This is a genomic window from Sphingomonas faeni, from assembly GCF_024273235.1.
Classification (GTDB): Bacteria; Pseudomonadota; Alphaproteobacteria; order Sphingomonadales; family Sphingomonadaceae; genus Sphingomonas; species Sphingomonas faeni_A.
This window is the reverse complement of record NZ_JANBVH010000025.1, coordinates 30200-55932: the sequence shown is the minus strand read 5'-3', so window position 1 is coordinate 55932 and position 25733 is coordinate 30200. Positions and strand designations below refer to the sequence as shown.

The window sequence follows — 25733 nt, the reverse complement described above, 5'->3', positions numbered from 1 at the left end:
ATCGGATCACGCTGCTTTCGCGGTCAGTTCGAGGCCCAGGGCCTTGAGCGTTCGAATGACCGAGTCGAGCGGAATGTCGGGCCGGGGCTTGGGCTGTTCGGCGATACCGCGGACCTTCGCTACGTCGGCCAGCGCGGCGGCGATCAACGCGGGGTCGCCGTCTTCGAAGACCGCTTCGAGATAGGCGAGGATCGCGGTATCGCTGTCGAGGTGGTCGGTGGCGTTCCAGCCGGTCGTTTCGACGGCCATCAGTTGGACTCCCAAGCCTTGGCGATGTCGCGGGCCTGGTGAATATCGGCGCTTTGCCGGGATTTGTCACCTCCCGTCAGCAGGAGGACCAGTGTGGCGCCGCGTTGCGCGATATAGATGCGGTAGCCGGGGCCATAGTCGATGCGGAGTTCGCCGATGCCGCCACCAAGCGATTTTACTTCACCGAACTGACCGAGCGACAAGCGGCGGATTCGGACCGTGATCCGAGCCTTGGCGCGTATGTCGCGTAGGCCTGCGAACCAGCGGGTGAAGATTACCGTCTGGCGGATTTCGATGGGGAGCGGTTCGCTCATGGTTTACCGGTCCCGCCGATATTTTCGGCCGGCGGGACCGTGATCACTAAGTCGATCAGCTAGTATGGCACGCAGTCGAACACGTCGCGCAGCCGTTCGATTGCGAATAGGTTTTCTTGGCTTCGGTCACGGCTGGTGAACATGATGTGTAATCACCAAGATATTTCTTGTCGTTCGGCAGGTAGCGGCATGATGTCTCATGGACTTCATGGTCGCCGTTCGCTTGCGCGTTGTTGTTCACATAGTAGCTCGCCATGGTTTTTTCCCTGTTAACGATAAAAACCGTAACAGATCCATTGCAGGTAAAAGGATGAACATGGTCGGTATTGGACTGATCGACATGGGCAAAGCCCATGCCGTCGGTCGGCGCTCGCAGCGCCGCCGGCCGGTCGCGCCGCCGGAAGCGGGGCTTAGCTTTCGCTAAACCCTCGCGCGGTGCGACTTACTCAGCCGCAACAGAATCGCTGAACATGTCCCGAACTTCGCTCAGGTCCACATTCGCAATAGGCCCCTTCTTCGCGGTCTGGCGCTTGTCGAAGCTGTCCCAGACGTCGTTCCACTGGCCCTTGGTCGCGGCCTTCGAATACTCCGTCGCGCGCTGTTCGAAGAAGTTGGCGTGCTCGACGCCGTTGAGCATCGGGGCGAGCCAGGGCAGCGGGTGCTCGTCGATCATGTAGATCGGCTTCAGCCCGAGCTGGGTCATGCGCCAGTCGGCGATAAAGCGGATGTACTTCTTGATCTCCTTGGGGGTCATGCCGTTGACCGGGCCCATCTCGAAGGCGAGGTCGATGAAATTGTCCTCGAGGCGGATCGTCGTCTGGCAGACGTCGGCGATGTCGTCCTTGACCGCCTTGGTCAGGCACTGGCGCTCCTGACAGAAGGTGTGGAACATCTTGATGATGCCCTCGCAGTGGAGGCTCTCGTCGCGGATCGACCAGGTGACGATCTGGCCCATGCCCTTCATCTTGTTGAAGCGCGGGAAGTTCATCAGCATCGCGAACGAGGCGAACAGCTGGACGCCCTCGGTGAAGCCACCGAACATGGCGAGCGTGCGGGCGATGTCCTCGTCGTTGTCGACGGTGAACTTCTGCATGTAATCATGCTTTTCCTTCATCTCGGCATATTCGAGGAAGGCGCCATACTCGCTCTCGGGCATGCCGATGGTGTCGAGCAGATGGCTGTAGGCGGCGATGTGGACCGTCTCCATGTTGCTGAACGAGGTCAGCATCATCTTGATCTCGGTCGGCTTGAAGACGCGGCCATACTTTTCGTGGTAGCAATCCTGAACCTCGACATCGGCCTGCGTGAAGAAGCGGAAGATCTGCGTGAGCAGGTTGCGCTCGTGATCGCTGAGCTTCTGCGCCCAGTCGCGGCAATCCTCGCCGAGCGGCACTTCCTCGGGGAGCCAGTGGAGCTGCTGCTGGCGCTTCCAGAACTCGAACGCCCAGGGGTATTCGAACGGCTTGTACTGCTTGGAGGCGTGAAGGAGGGACATGGGGTAAGCCTTTCGGGGAATTGGTTTTATATCGGGAAACCGGGGGAATCAGGTCGCGCGTTTCATGTTTCCGTGCTCCATTGCCACATCGCGGCGGCGGACATGGCGAGGACGATCGCGCCCGAGGTGAGCATGATGCCGATCATGCGGAACGCGTAGGTCTGTTGCTCGGTGACGCTCGGGCTGCGCAGACGGAGCAGCATCGCGGTGCCGACGATTCCGAGCACGCCCGCGACCACGAACATGATAGCTGAACCATATGTCATGCGGCGAACTCGCATGCCATGCGTTGAGATGCCGAGCCCCGTATCGGGGAACCCAAAACAGGAGAACGACCATGGTCGATGCAACCCAGATCCAGGAACATGCCGAAGTCATCGGCGCGGACGGCGTCCATGTCGGTACCGTCGACAAGGTCGAAGGCAACCGCATCAAGCTGACCAAGAAGGACTCGGGCGCGCAGGTCGTCGAGGGCAAGGGTCGCCATGAAGGGCATCATCACTTCATCTCGCTCGGGCTGGTCGCGGATATCGAGGACGGCAAGGTCCGCCTGTCCGCCAACGCCGACGTGGCGGTGACGTTCGAAGAAGAGGCCTGAACTCTCGGCGGCGCGTTCGACACGCGCCGCCGAGTCTGCCCGAACCCCGGTCCGTGATTCACGGGCCGGGGTTTGTTGCGTCAGGCCGCAGCGAGGCGCCTTACTGGCAGGCAAGGCACTCATCGTAATCCTTCGACTCGACGTCGATCTGGCGGAGGTCGATCGTGTTGTCGGCCTCGACGCCACCGGCGAAGCCTGCGCGCTGGACCGACTTCGAGCGGAGGTAATAGAGCGACTTGATGCCGAGCTCCCAGGCGCGGAAGTGGAGCATCAGCAGGTCCCACTTCTCGACGTCGGCGGGGATGAACAGGTTCAGCGACTGCGCCTGGTCGATGTAGGGGGTGCGATCCGCCGCGAGTTCGAGCAGCCAGCGCTGGTCGATCTCGAACGACGTCTTGTAGCAGTCCTTTTCCTCGGTCGAGAGGAAGTCGAGATGCTGGACCGAACCGCCCTGTTCGAGGATCGAGTTCCAGACCGCGTCGCTGTTCTTCGACTTCTCGCTCAGCATCTTTTCGAGATACGGGTTCTTGATCGAGAAGCTGCCCGACAACGTCTTGTGCGTGTAGATGTTCGCCGGGATCGGCTCGATGCACGCCGAGGTGCCGCCGCAGATGATCGAGATCGACGCCGTGGGGGCGATCGCCATCTTGCAGCTGAAGCGCTCCATCGCGCCGACGTCGGCGGCGTCGGGGCAGGGGCCGCGCTCGATCGCGAGCTGCATCGAGGCTTCGTTGGCCTGGCTGCTGATGTGCTTGAACATGCGCAGGTTCCACGACTTCGCCATCGCGCCCTCGAACGGGATGCCGCGCGCCTGGAGGAACGAGTGGAAGCCCATCACGCCGAGGCCGACCGAGCGCTCGCGGCCCGCGCTGTAGGCGGCGCGTTCCATGCCCGGCTCGTGGCGGTCGATGTAATCCTGCAGGACGTTGTCGAGGAAGCGCATGACGTCCTCGATCAGGCCCTTCTCGTCCTTCCACTGATCCCACGTCTCGAGGTTCAGCGACGACAGGCAGCAGACCGCGGTCCGCTCGTTGCCGAGGTGATCCTTGCCGGTCGGCAGCGTGATCTCCGAGCACAGGTTCGAGGTCGAGACCTTGAGGCCGAGTTCGCGGTGATGCTTGGGCATCGCCTTGTTCACGTGATCGGCGAAGACGATGTACGGCTCGCCGGTCTGGAGACGGGTCTCGACGAGCTTCTGGAACAGCGAGCGTGCGTCGACGGTGGCGCGGATCGCCTGGTCCTTCGGCGAACGCAGATGCCATTCGTCGCCGTTGCGCACGGCTTCCATGAAGGCGTCGGTGATCAGCACGCCGTGGTGGAGGTTCAGCGCCTTGCGGTTGAAATCGCCCGAGGGTTTGCGGATTTCGAGGAATTCCTCGATCTCGGGGTGCGAGACGTCGAGATAGACCGCGGCCGAGCCACGGCGCAGCGAGCCCTGGCTGATCGCGAGCGTCAGCGAATCCATGACGCGGACGAACGGGATGATGCCGCTGGTCTTGCCGTTGAGGCCGACCGGCTCGCCGATGCCGCGGACGTTGCCCCAATAGGTGCCGATGCCGCCGCCGCGCGAGGCGAGCCAGACATTCTCGTTCCAGGTATCGACGATCCCGCCGAGGCTGTCGGGGACCGAGTTGAGGTAGCACGAGATCGGCAGACCGCGACCGGTGCCGCCGTTCGAGAGAACGGGGGTGGCGGGCATGAACCAGAGCTTCGAGATGGCGTCGTACAGCCGCTGCGCGTGGCCGGCGTCGTCTGCGTAGGCCGACGCAACGCGGACGAACAGGTCCTGATAGCTTTCACCCGGGAGCAGGTAGCGATCCCGGAGCGTGTCCTTGCCGAATTCGGTCAGGAGCGCGTCGCGGCTGTGATCGACCTCGACCGGGTAGATCTGCGCGCGCACGGAGTGGCTGTCCTGCGCCTGGCGGGGCGCCTTGGGAGCCTCGGCTTCAGGCGTTGCGATGGTCTGTTCGATCGTGTTCGTGGTCATGTCGCTATCCCGGCTGCTGTCTCTGAAATCCATCGAAACCGCTCCTAGTGTTCTGTATTCGTTCGAATCGGTCGCCTGTCGCCATGCTACCATCGGGCGAGCGCAAACGGGAGAACAAAAAGTGACCATCGCGGCGGTGGAAGGCGCGCTTACGGTCATATCGCATAGGACTATGCGAGGGTTGTTCTACCAGCGATTGGGTCCGCCCCCGAACGCAACCCCAAGAGATTGTGCCAAAGCGCGAAGAGACGCAAGGGGGTGCGGGGGGTGGCCGGGGCTCGGTTCGTCGCGTTCGTCGCGGGGTTGGGCGAGCAGGGGATTCGCGACGCGTGGACTTCTGCGGGGTTCGCGATGCGCAAGGGGACGAAGCGGGAACGAAAAATTATTTACGCGGGGAAGGTAGCAAATGTTGCTCGGGTCCGGGGTGGCGGATGTGGGAGCTAGATATGGGGTGATCCTTTACAATCCTCCCCCGCCAGGGGGGGGCGCCGAAGGCGACGGAGGGGGCGGACACGCAACGTCCGTGATCCCTTTCCTCCCCCTCCGTCTGGCAAGCGCCAGCCACCTCCCCCTGGCGTGGGAGGATCGAAATGTGGTTGGCGATTCAATCGAGGCTTGCTCGACGGCACTGCCCCGGCGGAGGCCGGGGTCCAGTTGGGGGATGTTGCCGACCGAGCGGGGTGGGTCGTTACTGCGGCCTTGCCAATTGGGCCCCGGCCTCCGCCGGGGTGGAGGTAAGGGGGCGGGGACGGGTGGGGTTTGGAGCCCGGGGTTGGGGCCGTAGTTGGGGCTGGGGCCGGGGGAAGTTACGATTGGAGCGAGTGGGGGCGCGGGGCTCGACGTTCCATTGAGCCTACTTCCCTTCTAGTTCCCCCGCGGAGGCGGGGGGCCAGGCGCCACGAACGTCATCCTGCTTGATTCCTGGGCCCCCGCCTTCGCGGGGGAACGGGAGGGGGCGTTCGTCCTCTTCCAAAACGATCGCACCACCCCGCCAAGTCTTTCCACCCCGGCGGAGGCCGGGGTCCAGTTGGGGGACGTCGCTGGCCGAGGACAACGCGTTGTTACTGCGACCTTGCCAACTGGGCCCCGGCCTTCGCCGGGGTGGAGGAGAGTGGGGCGACCCGGACGGGCGGAGGCACGAATGGACGACCGGACGACCGGACGACCGGACGTACGGGACAACGGGAGTGCACGAACGGAAGTTGTCCAAATGGGTTAAAGCGCTTGACATCGTCACGCTCTTTTGGTACATAACAGGAACGATGAAGAATTGCGGGTCGGGCTGGTGTCCGATCGGAGGCCGGGATGGTCGGGGCGCGAGCCTCGGGCGTCGCCGGCCTCTTTGCGTTGGTGGCGGGACGATGCTGGGGGGCGGTATGGCTGATGCGATGCAGGGTGAACCGACGTGCGGGTCGGCGAAGAGAGAGCGGGCGAAGAAGGGGCCGATCGGGGACGTGTCGACCGGGACGGTGCCGACCGGGACGGTGCCGACCGGGACGGTGCCGGCCGGGACGGTGCCGACGGGGACAGTTATCGCCGGCGGAAGCCATCATGTCGTGCAGGTGCGCGCGGTGCGTCGCGACGGGTGGACGGCGGCGCGGCGAACGGCGTTCCTCGCGGTGCTGGCGACGACCTGCAACGTGACGATGTCGGCAGCGAAGGTCGGCATGAGCCGGACGACCGCGCAGGCGCTGCGACAGCGTGATCCGGCCTTTGCGGCGCGGTGGGCCGCAGCGCTGGCGAGTGGGTACGACCGGCTGGAGGAAGGCCTGCTGGCCGTGACGATCGCCGGGTTGCAGGGGGCTGGGGCGGGAGGGGCTGGGGCGGGAGGCGATGACCAGGGCGACGACGTCGTCGGCGCGCCTGTGGAGTTCGACGCCAGCGAGAAGGGCGGGGAGAAGGGCGGCGGGCTGTCGCCGTCGCCGCTGCTGTCGCCATCGTCGGTGGATCGTCTGGGCATGGGATCGGGAATCGTCCCGCTGGCCAGCATGCAGGCGGTACAGGTGGCGCTGGCGCTGCTGAACCGGCACCGAGCGGGTGCGGGGCAAGCCGGTGCCAAGCGCGGCGCGCATCGGCGGGCGACGCCGTCGGAGACCAATGCGGCAATCGCCAAGAAGCTGGATTCGCTGGCACGACGGCTGCGTGCCGCGTCGAAGGGGGGCGACGCATGAGCGAGGTCGATGGAACGCAGCATGGCGGTTGCGACCAAGCCTCGGCCGGTGAGCAAGCCGCCAATGAGCAAGCCGCCAATGAGCAAGCCGCCAATGAGCAAGCCGCCAGTGAGCAAGCCGGCAGTGAGCAAGCCGGCAGTGAGCAAGTCGGCAGCGAGCAAGTCGGCAGCGATAGGGGCTTGGGTACGCCATCGTTCGATGATCCGGCGGGCGATGCTGCCCCGATAGCGGACGCCCCGATAGCGGACGCCCCGATAGCGGATGGCGGGGCGGCCAGCGATGCGGGCGACCCGCCTTCGGGCGAGCCGCGCGACGTGCTGGCGGAACTGGCGCTGCTGCCAGCGGCGCAACGGGCGATCCTGATAGGGTCGCTGACCGCGGCGGAACGGCATGAGCTGCACGATCGGTGGGAGGTCTGGGCGCATCCGGGGCAGCATCTCGGGGCGGGCGATGCGCGCGACGACTGGCGGGTCTGGGTGATCCTGGCGGGGCGGGGGTTCGGCAAGACTCGCGCTGGGGCGGAGTGGGTCAGTCAGGTGGCGCGGGATAACCCGGGGGCCCGGATCGCGCTGGTCGGGGCGACGATCGAGGACGTGCGGCGGGTGATGATCGAGGGGACGAGCGGGCTGCTCGCCGTCGCGCGGGAGGACGAGGATCCGGTGTGGCGCGCGGGGCTGGGCGAGCTGCGGTTTGCGAACGGGGCCTTGGCTTCGGCCTATTCCGCGGAGGCGCCGGAGGGGTTGCGTGGGCCCGAGCATCACGTGGCGTGGTGCGACGAGGTGGCCAAGTGGCGCAACGGCGATGCGACGTGGGACAATCTGATGATGGGGCTTCGGCTGGGGACGCTGCCGCGGATCGTGGTGACGACGACGCCTCGGCCGGTGGCGTTGCTGCGGCGGATACTGGCGTTGCCGGGGGTGGTGCGGTCGCAGGGGCGGACGGTCGACAACGTGCATCTGCCGTTGAGCTTCGTGGAGTCGATGACGGCATCCTATGCGGGGACGCGGTTGGGGCGGCAGGAGCTGGATGGCGAGCTGATCGAGGATGTGATCGGCGCCTTGTGGACGCGGGCGCTGGTGGAGTCTCGGCGGGTCGCTTTTGCGCCCGAGGTGGCGCGGGTCGTGGTTGGGGTGGATCCGCCGGCCGGCAGTGTTTCCGGGGGGCCGGGGGATGCTTGCGGGATCGTTGTGGTGGCGCTCGGGGTCGATGGGTTTGCGTATGTGCTGGAGGATGCGAGCGTGTCGGGGGCCAGTCCCGAGGGGTGGGCTCGGGCTGTCGCGGAGTGCGCCGAGCGGCATGGCGCGGACCGGGTGATCGCGGAGGCCAACCAGGGAGGTAAGATGGTGGGGAGCGTCCTGTCCGGCGCGGACCGGGCGATGCCGGTGAAGCTGGTGCATGCGGCGCTGGGGAAGGTGGCGCGGGCGGAGCCGGTGGTGGCCTTGTATGAGGCTGGGCGGGCCTGGCATGTGGGGGCGTTTCCGGCGCTGGAGGACGAGCTTTGCGGGCTGATCGCGGGGGGCGGGTATGAGGGGCCGGGGCGGTCGCCGGATCGGGCCGATGCGCTGGTTTGGGCGATGACCGAGGTGATGCTGGGGCCTCGGCCGCGGGTTTCCGTGCGGGTTTTGTAGGTGGCCTCCTGAAGCGAGGCGCGACGGCTCATTTTTTCCCCTCCCTGGAAGGGAGGGGCTGGGGGTGGGTTGGCTGGTTTTTGCCGCGGGCGTCTGGATATGCGGACGCCGACCCACCCCCGACCCCTCCCTTCCAGGGAGGGGGGAAGAGGAGTTTTGGCCCTCTCCCCTCGGGGGAGAGGGAAGGAGGAGCCTTGGGCGACGGGAGGTGAGGGCGTTTTTCTTGGTGAGCGTGCCCTCACCCTCCCACGCTTCGCGCGGGCCCCTCCCTCTCCCCTGAAGGGAGAGGGGTTTTCGTTACAGGAGATCATCCATGAAATTGTTCGGGTGGAAATCCGGGCGCGAAGAGTCGCGGCCGGTGTTGTCTCGCGCGCTCAGTGCGCCTGGGTTCCAGGGGGCGTTTGGGGATGTGCCGTATTCCTATGAGGCGCAGGTGCGGGCTGGGTATCTGGGGAATGCGATCGTCCAGCGGGCGGTGAAGCTGGTGGTGGAGTGCGTTGGGTCGGCGCCTTTGATGGCGTCCGATCCGGCGCTCGTGGCGCTCGTGACCGCGCGGTCCGGGGGGCAGTCTCTGGTCGAGACGGTGGCGGCGCAGATGCTGCTCCACGGCAATGCGTATGTGCAGGTGTTGCGTGACGTCGATGGGGGCGCGGCGGAGTTGTTTGCGCTTCGGCCCGAGCGGGTGGCCGTCGAGGCGGATGCCAGCGGTTGGCCGGCGGCCTACCGGTACCGGGTCGGGGAGCGGGTTACGCGGCTGCACGCGGATGCGGTTCGGCCGGAGGTGATCCACCTGAAGAGCTTCAATCCGGTGGATGACCATTATGGGTTGGGGTGCCTGGGGGCCGCGTCGAGCGCGGTGGCGATCCACAATGCGGCGGCGCGGTGGAACAAGGCGCTGCTGGATAACGCGGCGCGGCCTTCGGGGGCGCTGATGTACGATCCGAAGGATGGCGCGGTGCTGTCGACCGAGCAGTTCGAGCGGTTGCGGGGCGAGCTGGAGGCTTCGTTCTCGGGGGCGGGGAATGCCGGGCGGCCGATGCTGCTGGAGGGCGGGCTCAGGTGGCAGGCGTTGAGTCTGTCGCCGGCGGATATGGATTTCGTCGGGACGAAGGCGGCGGCGGCGCGGGAGATCGCGCTGGCGTTCGGGGTGCCGCCGATGCTGCTCGGGCTGCCGGGGGATAATTCCTATGCGAACTACCGGGAGGCTAATCGGGCGCTTTGGCGGCTGGGGGTGCTGCCGTTGGCGTCTTCGGTTTTGACGGGGATCGCGCAGGGGTTGGCCGGGTGGTTCGAGGGGGCGGCGATTTCGGTCGATCTCGATCGGGTGCCGGCGCTGGTCGAGGATCGGGAGCGGCTTTGGGGGATGGTGAGCGGGGCTTCGTTTCTTAGCGATGCGGAGAAGCGGGCGCTCTTGGACATATCGGAGGTGGTGTGATGGATGGGGCGGTTTTGGCGCAGTTGATGCGGCAGGGGGCTGAGCGGGGTGTCGACCTCGTGACGCTGCGGGCGATCGTGGAGGAGGCTGGGGAATTGGGGGCGGCTCGGGCTTTGGCGCGGGTGGCGTTGAGCGACGAGCGGGCTCGGGAGGATGTGGCGGAGTTGCGGGAGCTGTTGGCGGCGTGGCGGGATGCGAAGCGGTCGGTCTGGAAGGCGGTTGTCGGGTGGATCGCTCGGCTGGCGATGGCGCTGATGCTGGCGGGGCTGGCGGTGAAGCTGGGGTTTGCCGCGTGGTTGAAGTGATCCCGGTGGCTTTCGCGGGGTATGCGGCGGTGTTCGATGTCGTCGATCGCGCGGGGGATGTGGTGCGGCGGGGGGCCTTTGCCGACGCTCGGGTGGTGCCGTTGTTGTGGCAGCATCGTGGGGGGGCGGTTGGTTCTCTGTCCGTGGTCATGGAGGATGCTCGGGGGTTGCGGGTCGAGGGGGTGGTTGCGGATCCGGAGTTGGCTCGGCTGGTGCGGGGTGGGGCGGTGGCTGGGTTGTCTGTGGGGTATCGGGCTTTGCGCGTGCGGCAGGGGGTGCGGCGGGAGTTGCTGTCGGTCGAGTTGGTGGAGGTTAGTCTGGTGGCGGTCCCGATGCAGGCTTTGGCGCGGGTTGAGGTGGTCGACATCGTGGCGTGATCGTTTTCCTGCGGACGCAGGAATCCAGGGTCGAGGGGTGAGACGCGTGTGACCCTGGGCTCCTGCGTTCGCAGGAGAACGGTGATTGGCGCGGGCGTTGCGAGCCTCACTCCCCCTCACCCTCACCCTCCCACACGCAAGCGCGTGCGGGCCCCTCCCTCTCCCCTGAGGGAGAGGGATTCAGAAGTTTCATGAGGCGTCCTGCGGGGCGCCTTTTTCGTTTCATGCGAGGAGATGGACATGAGTGTTGTTGACCGGCCGGTTTTGGAGGGGGCGGCTCCTCTCGGGGTGAATGCGGCGTTTGCGGGGTTTGTGCGGACCGGCGCTACGCTGGAGATGAAGGCGTTTACCGGGGTGACCGGCGACGCAGGCGGATTTGCGGTGCCGCGGGAGATCGATGCTCAGATCGATACTTTGCTGAAGGGGATCTCGCCGATCCGGGCGATTGCCAATGTGGTGAAGGTTGGCTCGGCTGGGTATCGCAAGCTGGTGACCACGGGCGGCACGCCGTCCGGGTGGGCGGCGGAGAATGCGGCTCGGCCGGAGACGGCGTCGCCGGTGTTCGTGGAGATCGCGCCGCCTACGGGGGAGCTGTATGCGAACCCTTCGGCTAGCCAGGCGATGCTGGATGATGCCGCCTTCGATGTGGAGGAGTGGCTGGCGGGCGAGATCGCGATGGAGTTTGCGAAGGCCGAGGGGGCGGCTTTCGTGTCGGGTTCCGGTGTGTCGCGGCCTAAGGGGTTTTTGACTTCGGCTACTGCTGCGACGGCGGATGGGGTGCGGGCGTTCGGGACTTTGCAGTATCTGGCGAGCGGGACCGCTGGGGACTTTTCGGCGAACCCGCAGGAGCGGTTGATCGATCTCGTTCAGTCTTTGCGGGGGCCGTATCGCCAGGGGGCCAGCTTCGTGATGAATGCGGCGACCTTGGCGCGGATCCGGAAGTTCAAGACGACGGATGGCGCGTTCGTCTGGGCGCCGAGCCTGGCGGCGGGGCAGCCGGCTACGCTGCTCGGCTATCCGGTGGTGGAGGCCGAGGACATGCCAGATATCGCCGCCAATGCGCTGGCGATCGCGTTCGGCAACTTCAAGGCGGGCTACATCATCGCCGAGCGGACCGAGACGGGGATCCTGCGCGATCCGTATTCGAACAAGCCGTTTGTGAACTTCTACGCGACCAAGCGGGTCGGTGGGTGTGTGACGAACTCCGAGGCGATCAAGCTGATGAAGTTCTCGGTGGCTTGAGCTTCGGGGGAGGGGTTTGGGTCGAGGGGTGCTCGTCCCAACGCCCCTCTCCCTCCCACGCGCAAGGGCGCGCGGGCCCCTCCCTCTCCCCGGAGGGGCGAGGGAAATAGGAGACGTTGCATGGGTGGGTCGGCGATTTCTGCCGGGGTGATCGCTGAGGTGGTCGTCGCGGCGCGGGCTTTGTTGCGGGTGGAGACGGGCGAGGACGCCGTGCTGGCGCGATTGGCGCAGACCGCGCTGTTGCTGGGGGAGGCGTTCCTGGGGGCGGCGGTGATCGTGCGGCCGTTCGAGGACGTCGTCACCAGTGCGGCGGGGTGGCGGCGGTTGTTGGTCGCGCCGGTCAGCGTCATTGCCGGGGTTACCGGGTTGCCGAGCGAGGGGGCGCCGTTCGTGTTGGCGGTCGGGGCTTATGCGGTCGATATCGATGCGGATGGGGTTGGGTGGGTTCGTATCCTGGCCGCCGGATCTGCGGGGCGGGTGGCGGTGGCGTATTCGGCTGGGATCGCGATGACGTTCGAGGCGGTGCCGGCGCCGATCGCGCAGGGGGTGGCGATGCTGGTCGCGCACCTCTTTGACCACCGGGAGAGCGATGTGGCGCCGCCGGCTGCGGTGGCGGCGCTTTGGCGGCCTTATCGGCGGATGCGGCTTTCTGCGGGAGTGCATTCGTGAGTGCGCGGGTGGTTTTGCAGGCGGCGATCGTAGCGCGGCTGAACGCGGTGCTGGACGTCAGTGTGTTCGATGCGCCGCCGGTGCGGGGGGGGCTGCCGTATGCGGTGGTCGACGAGCCGGTGCTGTCGGACTGGAGCACCAAGACCTGGGTCGGGCGGGAGGGGCGCGTTCTGCTGACGCTGTTCGATGGGGGTGAGCGGCCGGTTCGGGTTCGCGCGCTGCTGGCGGTGGCGGAGGAGGGGTTGGAGTTACTCGCCCCTGATCTTGGCGAGGAGTGGCGGGTGGTTCGGCTGGCGCTGGTTCGGTCTCGGGTGCTGCGGGTTGGGGATCGGTGGCGGGGGACGGCTGAGTTTCTGGTGCGGATGTACCGGGAGAGTTGAGATTTTGCGCCGCGAAGACGCGGTGCAGGCTGGGTCCCCGCCTTCGCGGGGAAACATGGAGGGAGCTGACATGGCGGTGGAGAAGGGGAGTGCGTTCCTGCTGAAGGTGGGGAACGGGGCGGCGCCGGTGGTCTACGCGACCGTGGCGGGGCTGCGGACGACGCAGATGTCGGTGAACGGGGAGGCTATCGTTGTTACCACCAAGGATTCCGGGGGGTGGCGGCAGTTGCTGTCGGGGGCCGGGGTGCGGAGTGTTTCGGTGTCGGGGGCTGGGGTTTTTACCGGGTCGGTGGCGGAGTTGCGGGTGAAGGCCAGCGCGCTGACGGGGGTGCTGGATGATTATCGGCTGGCGTTCGAGGGGGGGGATATGATGACGGGGAAGTTCCTGGTGTCGCGGCTGGACTATGCCGGGGATTTCAATGGGGAGCGGTCTTATACGCTGAGTTTGGAGAGTTCTGGGGCGGTGGTGGTGGGTTAGCGGCTTTCCCTCGCCCCTTTGGGGAGAGGGAAGGAGGAGCCGCAGGCGACGGGAGGGTGAGGGCACGTGCTTTGGTGAGCCGTGCCCTCACCCTCCCACGCTTCGCGCGGGCCCCTCCCTCTCCCCTGAAGGGAGAGGGGGTTTTTAAGGACATTCTTATGAACGATCTGGCGAATTCGGTTCGGGGGGAGGGGGCTCTTCGGGTTGGGGGGGAGACTCTTGTCTTGCGGCCTAGCTTTGCGGCTTTGGTGGCCGCCGAGAGCGAGTTGGGGCCTTTGTTTGCGCTGGTGGAGCGCGCGGCGGAGGGGAAACTCGGGATCGGGGAGATGGTGGGGCTGTTCTGGCATTGCCTGCGCGAGTGTCCCGAGGGGGTTACTCGGGAGCGGCTGGGGGAGGCTGTCGTCGAGGCTGGGCTCGCCGCGGTGACGCCGGTGTTGCGGGTGCTGCTGCGGCAGATCCTGGCGGGGAAGTGACGTTTTCCGACAGCGCTGCGCGGCTCGCCGGGTTTGCGGGGGCGATGTTGGGGTGGGCGCCGGAGGTGTTCTGGCGGGCTACGCCGGCGGAATTGGCGGGGGTCGTGGGGGCTTTGGTGGGGGACGTGCAAACGCCGCCGGATGCTTCGACGATCGCGCGGTTGAGGGAGGCTTTTCCTGATGGATGATCTTGATGCGGCGCTGGTGAGCGTGCGGGCGGATACGAACGGGTTCTCGCGTGATGTGGAGGCGATGCGGGGGGAGTTGGAGGGCGTGCTCGGGGCTGGGGCGGAGCGGGCTGCGCTTCGGCTGGAGGCGGGGCTGTTGCGGGCGGTTCGGTCGGGGAAATTGGGGTTCGAGGAGTTGAAGGGGGTCGCGTTGTCGGCGCTGGATGCGATTGCTTCGGCGGCTTTGAAGGCTGGGGTGCAGTCTGTTTTGAGTGGTGGGGGTTTGAGTGGGGCGCTGGCCGGGTTGGTTGGCGGGTTGCCGGGGCGGGCTACCGGTGGGCCCGTGTCTCCGGGGCGGGCTTATGTCGTGGGGGAGCGGGGGGCGGAGGTGTTCGTGCCTACTTCCAGCGGGCGGGTCGAGACTGGTTCCGGTGGTGGAGTTCGCGAGGTTCGGGTGGCGATTACCGTGAATGCCGCCGGGGGGAGTGCTCCGGGGGTGTTGGCGCAGTCCGGGCGGCAGGTGGCGCGGGCGGTGAAGGCGGCTTTGGCGGTGGAATGATGGCTTACCCTCTCCCCTCGGGGGAGAGGGAAGGAGGAGCACTTGCGACGGGAGGGTGAGGGGCTTTGGGATTGATGTTCCTAGCCTCACGCCCCTCTCCCTCCCACGCGCAAGGGCGCGCGGGCCCCTCCCTCTCCCCGGAGGGGCGAGGGACAGTAGGAGAACATCTATGGCGCATTGGCTTTGCTCGGCTCGGACTGTGCAGGTCGAGGGGCTGGTCTCGCGGTTCGATCCTCGGTTTTGGACGGTGGATTTTCCGCGGCCGATGATGGCTTCGGTGGTGACGACCGGCCCGGCGTCCCTTCGGGTGGATGCCGTCTTCTATAAGGCGGATGATCTGGCGGGGGTGATCTGGGCGGCTGAGGATCGGTTCGATCATCCTTTGCTGCGGTACGAGACGTCGCGGGATTTTCGGGACTGTCGGCTGCGGTTTCGGTGGCGGTCTTCGGGGGTGATGGCGCTGGACGCGATCAATGGCCCGACGCTTACGATCGAGGGGCGGGATGCGGCGGGGGTGGCGCGGTCCTGGTATGTGCGGTTGTGGAATTATGCGGTGGGGACGCCGGAGGATGCGGTCGTCTCGCTCGATTTCGCGGCGATGGTCGGCGGGTATGAGCTGCCCGAGGATAGCGATCCGGTGTGGGCGGGGGATATCGACCGGATGTTCGTGTCGGTGGTGCCGCCGGATTATACCGGGTCGGACGTTCCGCTGGCTGCGCCGCGCGAGGGGTGGGTCGAGTGGACCGATCTCGTCTGCGAGGGGCCGGGGGCGGTGCTGGCGATCGGCGATGCGGTGGTGCCCGAGCACGGGGTTCGGATCGCGGGCGGGTATGACGATAGCTATAACCTGACGCCGGCGCGGTTGCTGCGCAATGCGCTGCATCTCGGGTACCGCGGGAGCATCGTGCAGTATGTCGGGATGAGCCATTATTTCCGGCTCGAGGCGGCAGGCGGCGGGTTTTACGTGTCGGCGGCGGGGGGCGTCTTGAATGTCGCGTGTGCGGCCTGGCATCGGGATTTCGCGGCGCGGGCGAAGGCGCTTGGCTTCGATGTGATCTGGTCGCTGAGTTACGAGCTGTTCGATGCGCATTGCTGGGGCGACTGGAAACAGCGGGCTGCCGATGGCGCGCCCGCGCTGACGGGATGGGAGCCGCCTTCGACGTTGCTGTCGCCGGCGCATGCTGGGGCGATGGGGTATCTGCAGGCCGTGGCTCGGGCGTTCATGGGGATTGCGGTGGCGGCGGGGCTCGCGGCCAAGTTCCAGGTGGGCGAGCCGTGGTGGTGGGTGATGCCGGATGGGCGGCCGTGCTTCTATGACGCGAGCGCGGTGGCGGCGTTTGCGCCGGTCGAGATGGCGAGCATTCGGCGGTCGAAGACGCTTGCGCAGATCGCGACGCTGGATGCTGCGGGGGTTTGCCTGGCGGCGTCTACGGCGGCGCTGGTGGCGGCAGCGAAGGGGGCCGCGCTTTCGTTGGGCGCGGGGGGATGCGTGTCCCACCTGCTGACGTATCTGCCGACCGTGCTGGAGGCGAAGGCGCCGGAGGCGAAGCGGGCGAACATGCCGGTGGGGTGGGCGAGCCCTGCCTTCGATGTGCTGCAGCTGGAGGATTACGACTGGGTGACGGCGGGGGATACCGCGTCGTCGGCCGAGGGCGTGGCGGTGGCGTTCGCGCGGCTGGGGTATCCTGCGGACCGGCAGCATTATCTGTCGGGGTTCGTGTTGCAGCCGGACCAGGGGCCCGATCAGGTGGCGGAATGGGGGCTGATCGAGGCGGCGGCCGAGGTCGCTCGGGCGCGTGGGGTGGCGGAGACGTTCCTGTGGGCGCTGCCGCAGGTGATGCGGGATGGGTTCGTGCATTTCGATAATTCCGGGGGAGACGAGGTCGTGGACGCGTTCGATGACGTGCTGTTTCCGTTGGCGCTGGGGCGTGAGGCCGAGGTTGCGCCTGAGTTCTCGACCGCGATCCTGACGAGTGCGGGGGGGCGGGAGGCACGCAATGCCGCCTGGGCGGAGGCGCGGACGGCGTATGACGTGGGGCCCGGGCTTAGGAGCGAGGCGGATATCGGGGTTTTGCTGGCGTTCTTTCGGGCGCGGATGGGGGCGGCGCGGGGGTTTCGGTTGCGGGATCCTTTCGATTTCGACGCGGTGGGCGAGGTCGTCGGGGTCGGCGACGATTTTACGCGGCGGTTCGCCTTGGTGAAATCTTATGGCGCGGCGGAGCGGCGGATCACCCGGCCTGTTGCTGGCAGTGTCTCGGTGGCGGTGGGGGGCGTGGGGACTTCGGCGTTTTCGGTGGAGGCAGGCGGGTGGGTGGTGCTGGATCTGGCGCCGCTTGCCGGGGCGTTGGTGACGGCGGGGTTTGTGTTCGATGTGCCGGTGCGGTTTGCCGAGGATCGGTTGAGCGTGGCGCGGGCTACGTTTCTGGCTGGGGTGGCCGCGAGTGTGCCGCTGGTCGAGGTGCGGGAATAACCCCTCTCCCGTTGGGGAGAGGGAAGGAGGAGCACTTGCGACGGGAGGGTGAGGGCACGTTTTTTGGTTAGCGTGCCCTCACCCTCCCACGCTTCGCGCGGGTCCCTCCCTCTCCCCTTAAGGGAGAGGGGTTTTCAGAGGAGACTTCCATGTTTCTGGATGCTGAGCTGGCGACGATCGCGCTGTGTTGGCGGATCGAGCGGCGGGATGGGGTGGCTGTGGGCCTGACCGCGCATGACCGGGATTTGGTGGTGGACGGGCTGGTGCACCGGGCGGCGCCGGGGATGACGCCTTCAGCTATCCAGCGGAGTGAGGGGCTGGAGGCGGATACGATGGATGTCGCCGGCGCGCTGACCTCCGCTGCAATCGGCGAGCGGGATTTGCTCGGCGGGCGCTGGGATGGGGCTCGGGTGGTGCTGTTTGCGGTGGACTGGAGCGATCCGACTGCTCGGGTCGAGCTGGGGGAGGGCGTGATCGGGGCGGTCGAGCTGGGGGATGCGGGGTTCACTGCGGAGTTGCGGGGGGCGAGTGCTGCGCTGGATCGGGCGGTTGTCGAGGAGACGTCGCCGGAGTGTCGGGCGGAGCTGGGGGATCGGCGGTGTCGGGTGGCGATGGCGGGGCGGCGGCGGTTTGCTCGGGTCGTCGCGTGCGAGGGGGCGGTGGTGACGCTGGATGCTGGCGCGGAGGGGCTTGGGGGCGGGCTGTTGCGGTGGTTCGGGGGGGCGAATTGTGGGTTGGAGAGTGCTGTCGCGCGGGGTGCCGGGGTGGTGGTCACGTTGCGCGCGGTGCCGGCGTTCGTGGTCGAGGCAGGGGTGCTGGTCGAGGTCGTCGAGGGCTGTGACAAGAGTCTTGCCACTTGTGCGGGGCGGTTCGGGAATGCGGTGAACTTTCGGGGGGAGCCGTTTCTGCCGGGGATCGATCTGCTTACCCGGTATCCGGGGGCTTGAGCGCGGTTGCGGAGGCTGCCCTGCGCGCGGTGGGGACGCGGTTTCGGTTGCATGGGCGGGGGGCGGATGGGCTCGATTGTGTCGGGCTGGTCGCGCTGGCCTTGCGGGCTGGGGGTTATCTCGGCGCGGTTCCGAGCGGGTATTCGTTGCGGGGTAGCGATTGGGGTTTGCTCGATCGGGTGCTGGTGCGGGTTGCCGAGGCCGAGCCGGGCGACGTGCTGGTGATGGCGGTGGGGCCGGGGCAGATTCATCTGGGGATCAGGACGGCGGGCGGGTTCGTGCATGCGGACTCGGGTCTGCGGCGCGTGGTGGAGCGGCCGGGGCTGCCGCCTTGGCCGCTGATCGGTGTTTGGCGGGTGGGGGTGTGACATGGCGACCTTGGTATTGACCGCGGTGGGGAGCGCGGTGGGCGGGCCGATCGGCGGCGCGATCGGCGCGCTGATCGGGCAGTCGGTGGATCATGCGCTCTTCGGCACGCGGAAGGAGGGGCCTCGGCTGGTCGAGCTGGCGGTGCAGACGTCGTCTTACGGCAGCCAGATTCCGAAGTTGTTCGGGACGATGCGGGTGGCGGGGACGGTGATCTGGGCGACTGACCTGATCGAGAACCGGACCGTCTCGGGCACCGGCAAGGGGCAGGCGGGGACGGCGACCTATTCCTATGCGGCGTCGTTCGCGGTGCTGGTGTCGGCGCGGGCGGTGCTGGGCATCGGGCGGATCTGGGCCGAGGGGAAGCTGCTGCGGGGGGCGGCTGGGGACTTCAAGACGGCGACCGGGTTTCGGTTGCATCGGGGGGGCGAGGATCAGGCTGTGGATCCGTTGATCGCGTCCGCGGAGGGGGCGGGGACGCCGGCGTATCGCGGGTGCGCCTACGCCGTGTTCGAGATGTTGCAGCTGGCGGATTTCGGGAATCGGATCCCGTCGCTGAGTTTCGAGGTGATTGCGGACGAGGGCGTGGTGTTGGTGTCGACGATCGCGAAGGCGCTGGCGGGGGAGGTCTCGGGGGCCGCCTCGCTGGCGGTGGGCGGGTTCGCGGCGTCGGGCGGGAGCATTCGGGCGGTGCTGGAGATGCTGGGGCAGGCTGGCGGGGCCTGGTTTGCGCCCTCCGGGAGGGGGCTGGTGATGCGGGATGCGGCGGGGGCGACCGTCGCGGTGGCCGATGAGGGGTTTGCGGTTTCGGGCAAGGGTGTCCGGCGGGCTCGGGCGGTGGCGGCGATCGAGACCGTGCCGCGGACGGTGACGGTCGGCTATTATGACGCGGCGCGGGATTACCAGGCCGGGGTGCAGCGGGCTCGGCGGCCGGGGGCTGGCGTGCGCGATGAGCGGGTCGAGGTGCCGGCGGTGCTGGAGGCTGGCGCGGCGAAGACGGTGGCGGAGGCGATGCTGGCGCGGGCCGAGGCTGGGCGGGTGCGTCGGACCGTAGCGGCGGGGTTTGGGGCGATGGCGATTGCGCCTGGGGCTTGCGTGACGGTCGCGGGGGAGGGCGGCGTGTGGCGGGTGGCCGACGTCAGCATCGAGGGGATGGTGACGACCCTGGGGCTGGTGCCGCTGGTGGCGGCGTCGCTGCCGGCGACCGCGACGAGCGGGCGCGTTTCGGGGGCGGTCGATGCGGTCGTCGGGGCGACGATCCTGCGCGCGTTCGAGGTTCCGGGGCTGGAGGAGACGCCGTTGCGCGCGCCGCGAATGACCGTGGTTGCTGCCGGCTCGGGTGCGGCGTGGCGGCAGGCGGCTCTGCTCTACAGCGTGGACGACGGGGTGAGTTGGGTGGCGGCCGGTGTAGCGGCCGCGCCCGCGGTGCTGGGGACGATCGTGGTGGTCGCGTCGGGAGCGCCGGCGACTCTGGTCGACCGTCGGGGGGTGTTCGAGATCATTTTGGCGCATGCGGACATGGAACTGGGTGACGCCGATGCGGCGGCGCTCGATCGTGGGGTCAATCTGGCGCTGATCGGCGACGAACTCGTCCAGTTCGGTCGGGCGGAACCCTTGGGCGGCGCGCGGTGGCGGTTGAGCGGGTTGCTGCGGGGGCGGCGGGGGAGCGAGGCCGCCATCGGCTTGCAGTTCGTCGGGGATCGGTTCGTGCTGATCGAGGCGGAGGCGGCGCGGGCGTTCGACCTGCCGGTGTCGGTGCTGGGGCGCGAGGTTCGGGTGATGGCGTCGGGCGTGGGCGACGCGACCCCGGTGGAGACGCGGTGCGTGCTGCACGGGGCGTCGGTGGTGCCGCCGTCTCCGGTGCATCTCGGCTGGCGTGGCGAGGCGGATGGCGGCGCGACGGTACGGTGGACGCGGCGAAGCCGGGCGGGATGGCGCTGGATCGACGGGGTCGACTCGCCGCTGGCCGAGGAAAGCGAGGCGTACCGCGTGACGCTGACGACGGGGACGACGGGAACCGATGTGCGGGACATCGATGTGTCGGTGCCGTGGATCGTCCTCAGTGCGGCCGAGCGAGGCGGGCCGGTCGGCGTCGCGGTGCGGCAGCGGGGCGTGTTCGGCGAATCGCTGGCGGCGGAACTGATCGTACCGGCCTGATAATCGAACGGGGGAACGAATGATGAGCGACGACACCACACCGCGACTGGCATTGCCGTTGTTGCAGCCCGGACAGGCGCAGAAGGAAACGACGCATAACGAGGCGCTCGCGCTGCTCGACCTAGCGGTGCAGGCGAGCGTGCTGGCGGTGGGAACCAATGTGCCGCCGGCGAACCCGGTGGCGGGGAATGCGTGGATCGTCGGCACCGCGCCGACCGGCGGCTGGGTCGGACAGGCGCGGACGATCGCGGGGTGGACGAGCGGCGGGTGGCGGTTCGTGGCTCCGCGCGACGGGATGGCGGTATGGAGCGTGGCCGACGGGCAGGTCGCGCGGTTCGCCAGCGGGGCGTGGACGGTCGGCGTGCTGGCCGGATCGCGCGTGTCGATCGGCGGAGTCGACGTGGTTGGGCCGCGCCGGGCGGCGATTCCCGACCCCAGCGGCGGCGCTGTCATCGACGTGCAGGCGAGGGCGGCAATTTTCGCCATATTGGGCTGTTTGCGCGGCCACGGGTTGATTGGAGGCTAAAACACCCCAAAAACTGTGTCGTTCCGGCAACACCTTCGACATTTGTGAACTTGCGTGGAAACAACCCCGAGGATAGGGAGTTTGCGATGTCCGTGTGACACTCATGAAAGGGGATTAGTATGCGGAAGCTTGCCGTCGTTCTGGCACTCGCCTCCACCGCACTCGCCACTCCCGCCCTCGCCCGCGATAAGTCGTGGTACGTTGGCGTCGAAGGCGGTGCGATGATCGTTGAAGATATCGATTATGATATCGGCAACCTCAATAAGGCCGGTTCGGTCGATCATGACTATGGTTATGACGTCGATGCGGTCATGGGTTATGACTTTGGTGGTTTCCGTCTGGAAACCGAAGTCGGCTACCGTAAGGCAACCGTGGACGGCTATTCGTCGACCACGACCACGCCGATCTTTGCTGCCAATGGTGCACGTGGCAACTACCCAGCCGGCAATGCCGACTTCGCTGGTGGTTCGTCGTCGGCGCTCAGCTTCATGCTGAACGGCCTTCTGGACTTCGGTCCGGATGATGGCATCCAGGGCTTCGTCGGCGGTGGTGTTGGTGTTGCTCGCGTCAAGGCGCAGTACGCACTCAACAACAACGGCGACTTCCTGAACGACTCGGACACCGTGTTCGCGTATCAGGGCCTGGCCGGTATCCGCGCACCGCTGACCGACCACATCGACGCGACGCTGAAGTATCGTTTCTTCAACGCCGAGAACGTCAAGCTGGTCGACGTTTCGAACCGCGTGTTCGACGGTCGCTATCGTTCGCACAGCATCCTTGGTGGTGTGACGTACAACTTCGGCGAGCCTGCTGCTCCGCCGCCGCCGCCGCCGCCGCCGCCGCCGCCTCCCCCGCCTCCTCCGCCGCCGCCGGCGCCGGTCGAAGTGGTCTGCTCGCCTGGTCCGTTCATCGTGTTCTTCGAATGGGACAAGTCGGACATCACGCCAGAGGCAGCGTCGATCCTCGACAACGCGATCACGCAGTACCAGTCGTGCGGCAACGCACAGGTCATGCTCGCAGGTCACGCGGACAAGTCGGGTTCGGCTTCGTACAACGTCGGTCTGTCGCAGCGCCGCGCAGATGGCGTGAAGGCATACCTGTCTTCGCATGCCATCCCGGACAGCGTCATCTCGACGGAAGCATTCGGCGAGAGCCGTCCGCGCGTCGAGACCGCCGATGGCGTTCGCGAAGTGCAGAACCGTCGCGTGGAAGTCACCTACGGTCCGGGTTCGGGCCAGTAAGACTTTCGCCAACCGGCTCTCGGGTCGGTTACGGAATGAAGATCGGGGAGGTCGGCGCAAGCCGGCCTCCCTTTTCTTTTGTGCTTTGCGTTTTGGGCGTGGACCGGTCGCGGAGACGGCGGCTTGGGCTGGCGTCGATTTTGTTCACGCGGAGACGCGGAGCCGCGGAGAGTAAGAGCGGAGATGGCTCGTTCGGGGCTAAGGTCGTCCGCGAATGCGGCTTTCGATAACCGGCTTCGCCAAGGTGCGGCGATAACGGGAAACGCTGCCCAAACCTTCTTCTTACTCTCCGCGGCTCCGCGTCTCCGCGCGAACAAAATCGACGCTTGGACCTTTCGCGACGGCGGTGTTTGGCGGAACGTCGATGTGTTCACGCAAAGGCGCAAAGGCGCGAAGAGGAATTGCGTGGGGCGGCGTCGGTCGCCTTCTCACAGGATTTTGTGCTGCCGCACGAGTGCGAGGCGGAGCGCGGGGCCGGGGACGACATTTTTGCGCCTTCGCGCCTTCGCGTGGACACATCTATCGACGCTTCACCATGACGGCTCGCGGCTGTATTGGAGCCAGCCTACCGAGGAGATGCAGATGAAACCGCTGATTGGCCGGGATACGCGGCTGTGCATGTCGCTGTCGGCGCGGCCGGGGAACTTCGGGACGCGGTTCCATAACCGGCTGTACGAGCTGACCGGGCTGGATTTCGTCTACAAGTCGTTCTCGACCACCGACCTGAACGCGGCGATCGGCGGGATACGGGCGCTGGGGATTCGCGGGTGTGCGATCTCGATGCCGTTCAAGGAGGCGGTGATCCCGCTGCTCGACGGGCTGGCGCAGACCGCGAGCGCGATCGACAGCGTCAACACGATCGTCAACGACGAGGGCGTGCTGACCGGGCACAACACGGATTATGGCGCGGTGGTCGATCTGGTCGCGGACCTCGACCGGGCGATGCCGTTCGTCGTGCAGGGCTCGGGCGGGATGGCGAAGGCGGTCGCCGCGGCGCTGAGCGACAGCGGGTTTCGCGACGGCACGATCGTCGCGCGGAACGAACGCGCGGGGCGGGCGCTGGCCGATCTCTATGGGTATCGCTGGGCGGGGGTGGCCGAGGGGGAGGTGCCGTTGCTCGTGAATGTCACGCCGCTGGGGATGACCGGGGCGGATGCCGAGGCGCTCGCATTTCCGGCGGCGATGATCGCCGGCTGCGCGGTGGCGTTCGACGTGGTGCAATATCCGATCGAGACGCCGTTCCTGCGCGCGGCGGGTGCGGCGGGGAAGCGGTGTATCACCGGCGCGGACGTGGCGACGTTGCAGGCGGTGCAGCAGTTCGTGCTGTATACCGGGGTGACGCCGGATGCGGCACAGGTGGCGGATGCCGGGGCCTGGGCGCGCGCGAATTCCTGAGTCATCGTGAAATCCTCCCCCGCTAGGGGGAGGTGGATCGCGTAGCGAGACGAAGGGGGAGGGCGCGATAACGCTGGTTTCGTGTCCTCCCCCTCCGTCACCTTCGGTGCCACCTCCCCCTGGCGGGGGAGGATCGTGAGGGTGGCGCTAGGGCGTTTCCTCTAGTGCTGCGGCGAGCCAGGGGGGCGTCAGCGCGTCGCCGAGCGCTTCGACGCGGCGGTGTTCGACCATCAGGTCGAGTTCGGGATAGGTGACGCGGGTTCGCGCGCTGGGTTCGGTGAACGGGGCGACGACGAGGCGGCGGTTGACCTTCGAGCGGTGATGCATCCGGGCGGTGTTCTCCTGGCCGACATAGCACCCCTTGGTGAAGCTGACGCCGTTCAGCTCGCGCGCGTTGCATTCGAGCCAGAGCGTCTCGCCGCTGCCGAGCTCGCCGACGCCTTCGGTGACGCCGAGCGACAGGCGATGCGCGTCCCAGCCGGTGGCGGGGTCGCCGGCGGGGCCGAGCCAGCGATGGCCTAGGTCCGCGAGGCGCGGATCGGGGACGCCCCGGTCGCCGGTCGGGGACCAGTGGACCTTGGCCGCGTCGGGCCGGAGCGTGATCGCGCGGCGCAGGCGGTAGAGCGTCAGGCGCTTCACCAGCGCTTCGGCCTGCGCGGCCTCGACGTCGATCAGCACGTCGTCGCCATCCGCCCAGAGGATGAAGTCGAACAGCACCTTGCCTTGCGGCGACAGCAACGCTGCCCAGGCAGGGGTGTCGGGGGTGAGCAATGCGGTGTCGGCGGTGACCAGCCCTTGCAGGAAGCCGCGCACGTCCTCGCCCGAGACGCGGATCACGCTGCGGTCGATCAGCATCGTGGGGGGCGTTGCGGGGGGCGGCTGGTCCATCACTATCACCTAGTGCGCGTGGGGCGATTTCCAAGCCGCGTGCGTCTGGTATCCGATCGCTGGGGCCGATAGGAGGGCGGCATGACCGAGCGCCTCACGATCCGCCGCCCCGACGACTGGCATGTCCATTTGCGCGATGGCGCGATGCTGGAGGCGGTCGCGGGGCATACCGCGCGGCAGTTCGCGCGCGCGATCATCATGCCGAACCTGACGCCGCCGGTGACCTCTATCGACGCCGCAAAGGCGTATCGCGGACGGATCATGGCCGCGCTGGATGACAGTGAAGGAGGGGGCGCGAACTTCACCCCGCTGATGACGTGCTATCTCACCGACGGCACCGATCCGGCCGAACTCGAGCGCGGTTATGCCGAGGGCGTGTTCACCGCGTGCAAGCTGTACCCCGCACATGCGACCACCAATTCCGCGCACGGCGTCACCGATATCCGCGCGCTGACGGCTGTGCTGGAGACGTTGCAGCGGATCGGCATGCCGCTGCTGATCCACGGCGAGGTGACCGACAAGTCGATCGACATCTTCGACCGCGAGGCGGTGTTCGTCGAGCGCGTGCTGACGCCGCTGGTGCGCGATTATCCCGGTCTCAAGATCGTGCTGGAGCATATCACGACCGCGGAGGCGGCGGCGTTCGTGGCCGAGGCGGATCATCCGATCGCCGCGACGATCACGCCGCAGCACCTGATGATCAACCGCAACGCGCTGTTCGACGGGGGGCTGCGGCCACACGCATACTGCTTGCCGGTGCTGAAGCGCGAGACGCACCGGGTGGCGGTGCGGCAGGTGGCGGTGTCGGGGTCGCCGCGGTTCTTCCTGGGGACGGACAGCGCGCCGCATGTCGTCGGGGCGAAGGAATCCGGGTGCGGGTGCGCGGGGATCTTCAACGCGCCGTTCGCGCTGGAGGCGTACGCGCGGGTGTTCGACGAGGAGGGCGCGCTCGACAAGTTCGAGGGGTTCGCGTCGGAGCATGGCGCGCGGTTCTATGGGTTGCCGCTGAACGAGGGGACGGTGACGCTGGTGCGCGGCGATGCCGAGGTGCCGGCGTCGATCGGTACGGGGGAGACGGCGGTCGTGCCGTTTTTGGCCGGGACCAATGCGGGGTGGCGGTTCGAGGGGTAGGGCTGCTCAGAGGCACTTGAAGCGGAGCGGGCAGGTGCGTCCAGAGCTTTAACGGCGTGCTCAGCTATCGGTTCTCCCCTCCCTG

The 25733-nt window shown here is 67.3% G+C and carries 28 protein-coding genes; 22 read left to right on the top strand and 6 right to left on the bottom strand.

The features are described from left to right. Positions 1 to 6 precede the first annotated feature (6 nt). The gene (locus NLI89_RS14240) at positions 7 to 249 is read right to left on the bottom strand and encodes a helix-turn-helix domain-containing transcriptional regulator (protein WP_254687613.1); all 243 of its coding nucleotides are present in this window, start codon (positions 247 to 249) and stop codon (positions 7 to 9) included. Further along, complete coding sequence (locus NLI89_RS14235; protein WP_254687612.1) at positions 249 to 563, bottom strand: type II toxin-antitoxin system RelE/ParE family toxin; 315 nt, start codon at positions 561 to 563, stop codon at positions 249 to 251. The genes NLI89_RS14240 and NLI89_RS14235 overlap by 1 nt, the downstream gene beginning before the upstream one ends. A gap of 199 nt (positions 564 to 762) precedes the next feature. Here NLI89_RS14235 and NLI89_RS14230 point away from each other — a divergent pair, with 199 nt between their 5' ends. Then, complete coding sequence (locus NLI89_RS14230) at positions 763 to 987, top strand: hypothetical protein (protein ID WP_254687611.1); 225 nt, start codon at positions 763 to 765, stop codon at positions 985 to 987. Between the two features lie 18 nt (positions 988 to 1005). Here NLI89_RS14230 and NLI89_RS14225 read toward each other — a convergent pair whose 3' ends face one another. Both NLI89_RS14225 and NLI89_RS14220 read right to left on the bottom strand, forming a co-directional pair. Further along, positions 1006 to 2058 (bottom strand): ribonucleotide-diphosphate reductase subunit beta, encoded by a 1053-nt coding sequence (locus NLI89_RS14225; RefSeq protein ID WP_132895561.1) that lies wholly within the window; start codon positions 2056 to 2058, stop codon positions 1006 to 1008. Positions 2059 to 2120: 62 nt separating this feature from the next. Next, complete coding sequence (locus NLI89_RS14220) at positions 2121 to 2324, bottom strand: hypothetical protein (RefSeq protein ID WP_187502157.1); 204 nt, start codon at positions 2322 to 2324, stop codon at positions 2121 to 2123. A 71-nt stretch (positions 2325 to 2395) separates the two neighbouring features. Between NLI89_RS14220 and NLI89_RS14215 the strand changes: the two genes are divergently transcribed. Next, positions 2396 to 2656 carry a DUF2171 domain-containing protein gene (locus NLI89_RS14215; protein ID WP_187502156.1) on the top strand — a complete coding sequence of 87 codons (261 nt, stop codon included), beginning with the start codon at positions 2396 to 2398 and terminating at the stop codon, positions 2654 to 2656. 100 nt (positions 2657 to 2756) lie between these two features. Here NLI89_RS14215 and NLI89_RS14210 read toward each other — a convergent pair whose 3' ends face one another. Next, positions 2757 to 4676: a ribonucleoside-diphosphate reductase subunit alpha gene (locus tag NLI89_RS14210; RefSeq protein WP_254687610.1), complete on the bottom strand. Its 1920-nt coding sequence runs from the start codon at positions 4674 to 4676 to the stop codon at positions 2757 to 2759. Between the two features lie 1343 nt (positions 4677 to 6019). Between NLI89_RS14210 and NLI89_RS14205 the strand changes: the two genes are divergently transcribed. The 19 genes from NLI89_RS14205 (at position 6020) to NLI89_RS14115 (ending at position 23629) form a co-directional block, all read left to right on the top strand. After that, positions 6020 to 6814: a hypothetical protein gene (locus tag NLI89_RS14205; protein ID WP_254687609.1), complete on the top strand. Its 795-nt coding sequence runs from the start codon at positions 6020 to 6022 to the stop codon at positions 6812 to 6814. Further along, positions 6811 to 8442 (top strand): DNA-packaging protein, encoded by a 1632-nt coding sequence (locus NLI89_RS14200; protein WP_254687608.1) that lies wholly within the window; start codon positions 6811 to 6813, stop codon positions 8440 to 8442. Before NLI89_RS14205 ends, NLI89_RS14200 begins: the two co-directional genes overlap by 4 nt. Positions 8443 to 8755: 313 nt before the next feature. Further along, on the top strand, positions 8756 to 9877 hold the full coding sequence (locus NLI89_RS14195) for a phage portal protein (RefSeq protein WP_254687607.1): 1122 nt from the start codon (positions 8756 to 8758) through the stop codon (positions 9875 to 9877). Then, on the top strand, positions 9877 to 10182 hold the full coding sequence (locus NLI89_RS14190; protein ID WP_183129183.1) for a DUF6127 family protein: 306 nt from the start codon (positions 9877 to 9879) through the stop codon (positions 10180 to 10182). The genes NLI89_RS14195 and NLI89_RS14190 overlap by 1 nt, the downstream gene beginning before the upstream one ends. Further along, positions 10170 to 10559 carry an HK97 family phage prohead protease gene (locus tag NLI89_RS14185; RefSeq protein ID WP_439144517.1) on the top strand — a complete coding sequence of 130 codons (390 nt, stop codon included), beginning with the start codon at positions 10170 to 10172 and terminating at the stop codon, positions 10557 to 10559. Before NLI89_RS14190 ends, NLI89_RS14185 begins: the two co-directional genes overlap by 13 nt. Before the next feature lie 240 nt (positions 10560 to 10799). Continuing rightward, positions 10800 to 11801 (top strand): phage major capsid protein, encoded by a 1002-nt coding sequence (locus tag NLI89_RS14180; RefSeq protein WP_254687606.1) that lies wholly within the window; start codon positions 10800 to 10802, stop codon positions 11799 to 11801. Positions 11802 to 11921: 120 nt separating this feature from the next. Next, on the top strand, positions 11922 to 12470 hold the full coding sequence (locus NLI89_RS14175) for a head-tail connector protein (protein ID WP_254687605.1): 549 nt from the start codon (positions 11922 to 11924) through the stop codon (positions 12468 to 12470). Continuing rightward, positions 12467 to 12850 (top strand): DUF3168 domain-containing protein, encoded by a 384-nt coding sequence (locus NLI89_RS14170; protein WP_254687604.1) that lies wholly within the window; start codon positions 12467 to 12469, stop codon positions 12848 to 12850. The genes NLI89_RS14175 and NLI89_RS14170 overlap by 4 nt, the downstream gene beginning before the upstream one ends. 70 nt (positions 12851 to 12920) lie before the next feature. After that, complete coding sequence (locus tag NLI89_RS14165; RefSeq protein ID WP_254687603.1) at positions 12921 to 13328, top strand: phage major tail protein, TP901-1 family; 408 nt, start codon at positions 12921 to 12923, stop codon at positions 13326 to 13328. 158 nt (positions 13329 to 13486) lie between these two features. Next, positions 13487 to 13801 carry a gene transfer agent family protein gene (locus NLI89_RS14160; protein ID WP_254687602.1) on the top strand — a complete coding sequence of 105 codons (315 nt, stop codon included), beginning with the start codon at positions 13487 to 13489 and terminating at the stop codon, positions 13799 to 13801. 44 nt (positions 13802 to 13845) lie between these two features. Then, the gene (locus tag NLI89_RS14155) at positions 13846 to 13989 is read left to right on the top strand and encodes a phage tail assembly chaperone (RefSeq protein WP_254687632.1); all 144 of its coding nucleotides are present in this window, start codon (positions 13846 to 13848) and stop codon (positions 13987 to 13989) included. After that, positions 13982 to 14527, top strand: coding sequence for a tail tape measure protein (locus NLI89_RS14150; protein ID WP_439144516.1), 546 nt, complete (start codon positions 13982 to 13984; stop codon positions 14525 to 14527). Before NLI89_RS14155 ends, NLI89_RS14150 begins: the two co-directional genes overlap by 8 nt. A gap of 169 nt (positions 14528 to 14696) precedes the next feature. After that, positions 14697 to 16997, top strand: coding sequence for a DUF2460 domain-containing protein (locus NLI89_RS14145; protein ID WP_254687601.1), 2301 nt, complete (start codon positions 14697 to 14699; stop codon positions 16995 to 16997). A 149-nt stretch (positions 16998 to 17146) separates the two neighbouring features. After that, the gene (locus NLI89_RS14140; RefSeq protein ID WP_254687600.1) at positions 17147 to 17944 is read left to right on the top strand and encodes a DUF2163 domain-containing protein; all 798 of its coding nucleotides are present in this window, start codon (positions 17147 to 17149) and stop codon (positions 17942 to 17944) included. Then, positions 17941 to 18312 carry a C40 family peptidase gene (locus tag NLI89_RS14135; RefSeq protein WP_254687599.1) on the top strand — a complete coding sequence of 124 codons (372 nt, stop codon included), beginning with the start codon at positions 17941 to 17943 and terminating at the stop codon, positions 18310 to 18312. Before NLI89_RS14140 ends, NLI89_RS14135 begins: the two co-directional genes overlap by 4 nt. 1 nt (position 18313) lies before the next feature. Next, the gene (locus tag NLI89_RS14130; protein WP_254687598.1) at positions 18314 to 20467 is read left to right on the top strand and encodes a phage tail protein; all 2154 of its coding nucleotides are present in this window, start codon (positions 18314 to 18316) and stop codon (positions 20465 to 20467) included. Between the two features lie 22 nt (positions 20468 to 20489). Further along, on the top strand, positions 20490 to 20993 hold the full coding sequence (locus tag NLI89_RS14125; RefSeq protein WP_254687597.1) for a DUF2793 domain-containing protein: 504 nt from the start codon (positions 20490 to 20492) through the stop codon (positions 20991 to 20993). 119 nt (positions 20994 to 21112) lie between these two features. Continuing rightward, positions 21113 to 22234 carry an OmpA family protein gene (locus NLI89_RS14120; protein WP_254687596.1) on the top strand — a complete coding sequence of 374 codons (1122 nt, stop codon included), beginning with the start codon at positions 21113 to 21115 and terminating at the stop codon, positions 22232 to 22234. A gap of 576 nt (positions 22235 to 22810) precedes the next feature. Then, positions 22811 to 23629: a shikimate 5-dehydrogenase gene (locus NLI89_RS14115; protein WP_254687630.1), complete on the top strand. Its 819-nt coding sequence runs from the start codon at positions 22811 to 22813 to the stop codon at positions 23627 to 23629. Positions 23630 to 23776: 147 nt separating this feature from the next. On the opposite strand, the gene ygfZ is transcribed toward NLI89_RS14115, so the two are convergent. After that, positions 23777 to 24517: a CAF17-like 4Fe-4S cluster assembly/insertion protein YgfZ gene (ygfZ, locus tag NLI89_RS14110; protein WP_254687595.1), complete on the bottom strand. Its 741-nt coding sequence runs from the start codon at positions 24515 to 24517 to the stop codon at positions 23777 to 23779. A gap of 81 nt (positions 24518 to 24598) precedes the next feature. Between ygfZ and pyrC the strand changes: the two genes are divergently transcribed. After that, the gene (gene pyrC / locus NLI89_RS14105; RefSeq protein ID WP_254687594.1) at positions 24599 to 25648 is read left to right on the top strand and encodes a dihydroorotase; all 1050 of its coding nucleotides are present in this window, start codon (positions 24599 to 24601) and stop codon (positions 25646 to 25648) included. The last annotated feature ends 85 nt before the right edge of the window (positions 25649 to 25733 follow it).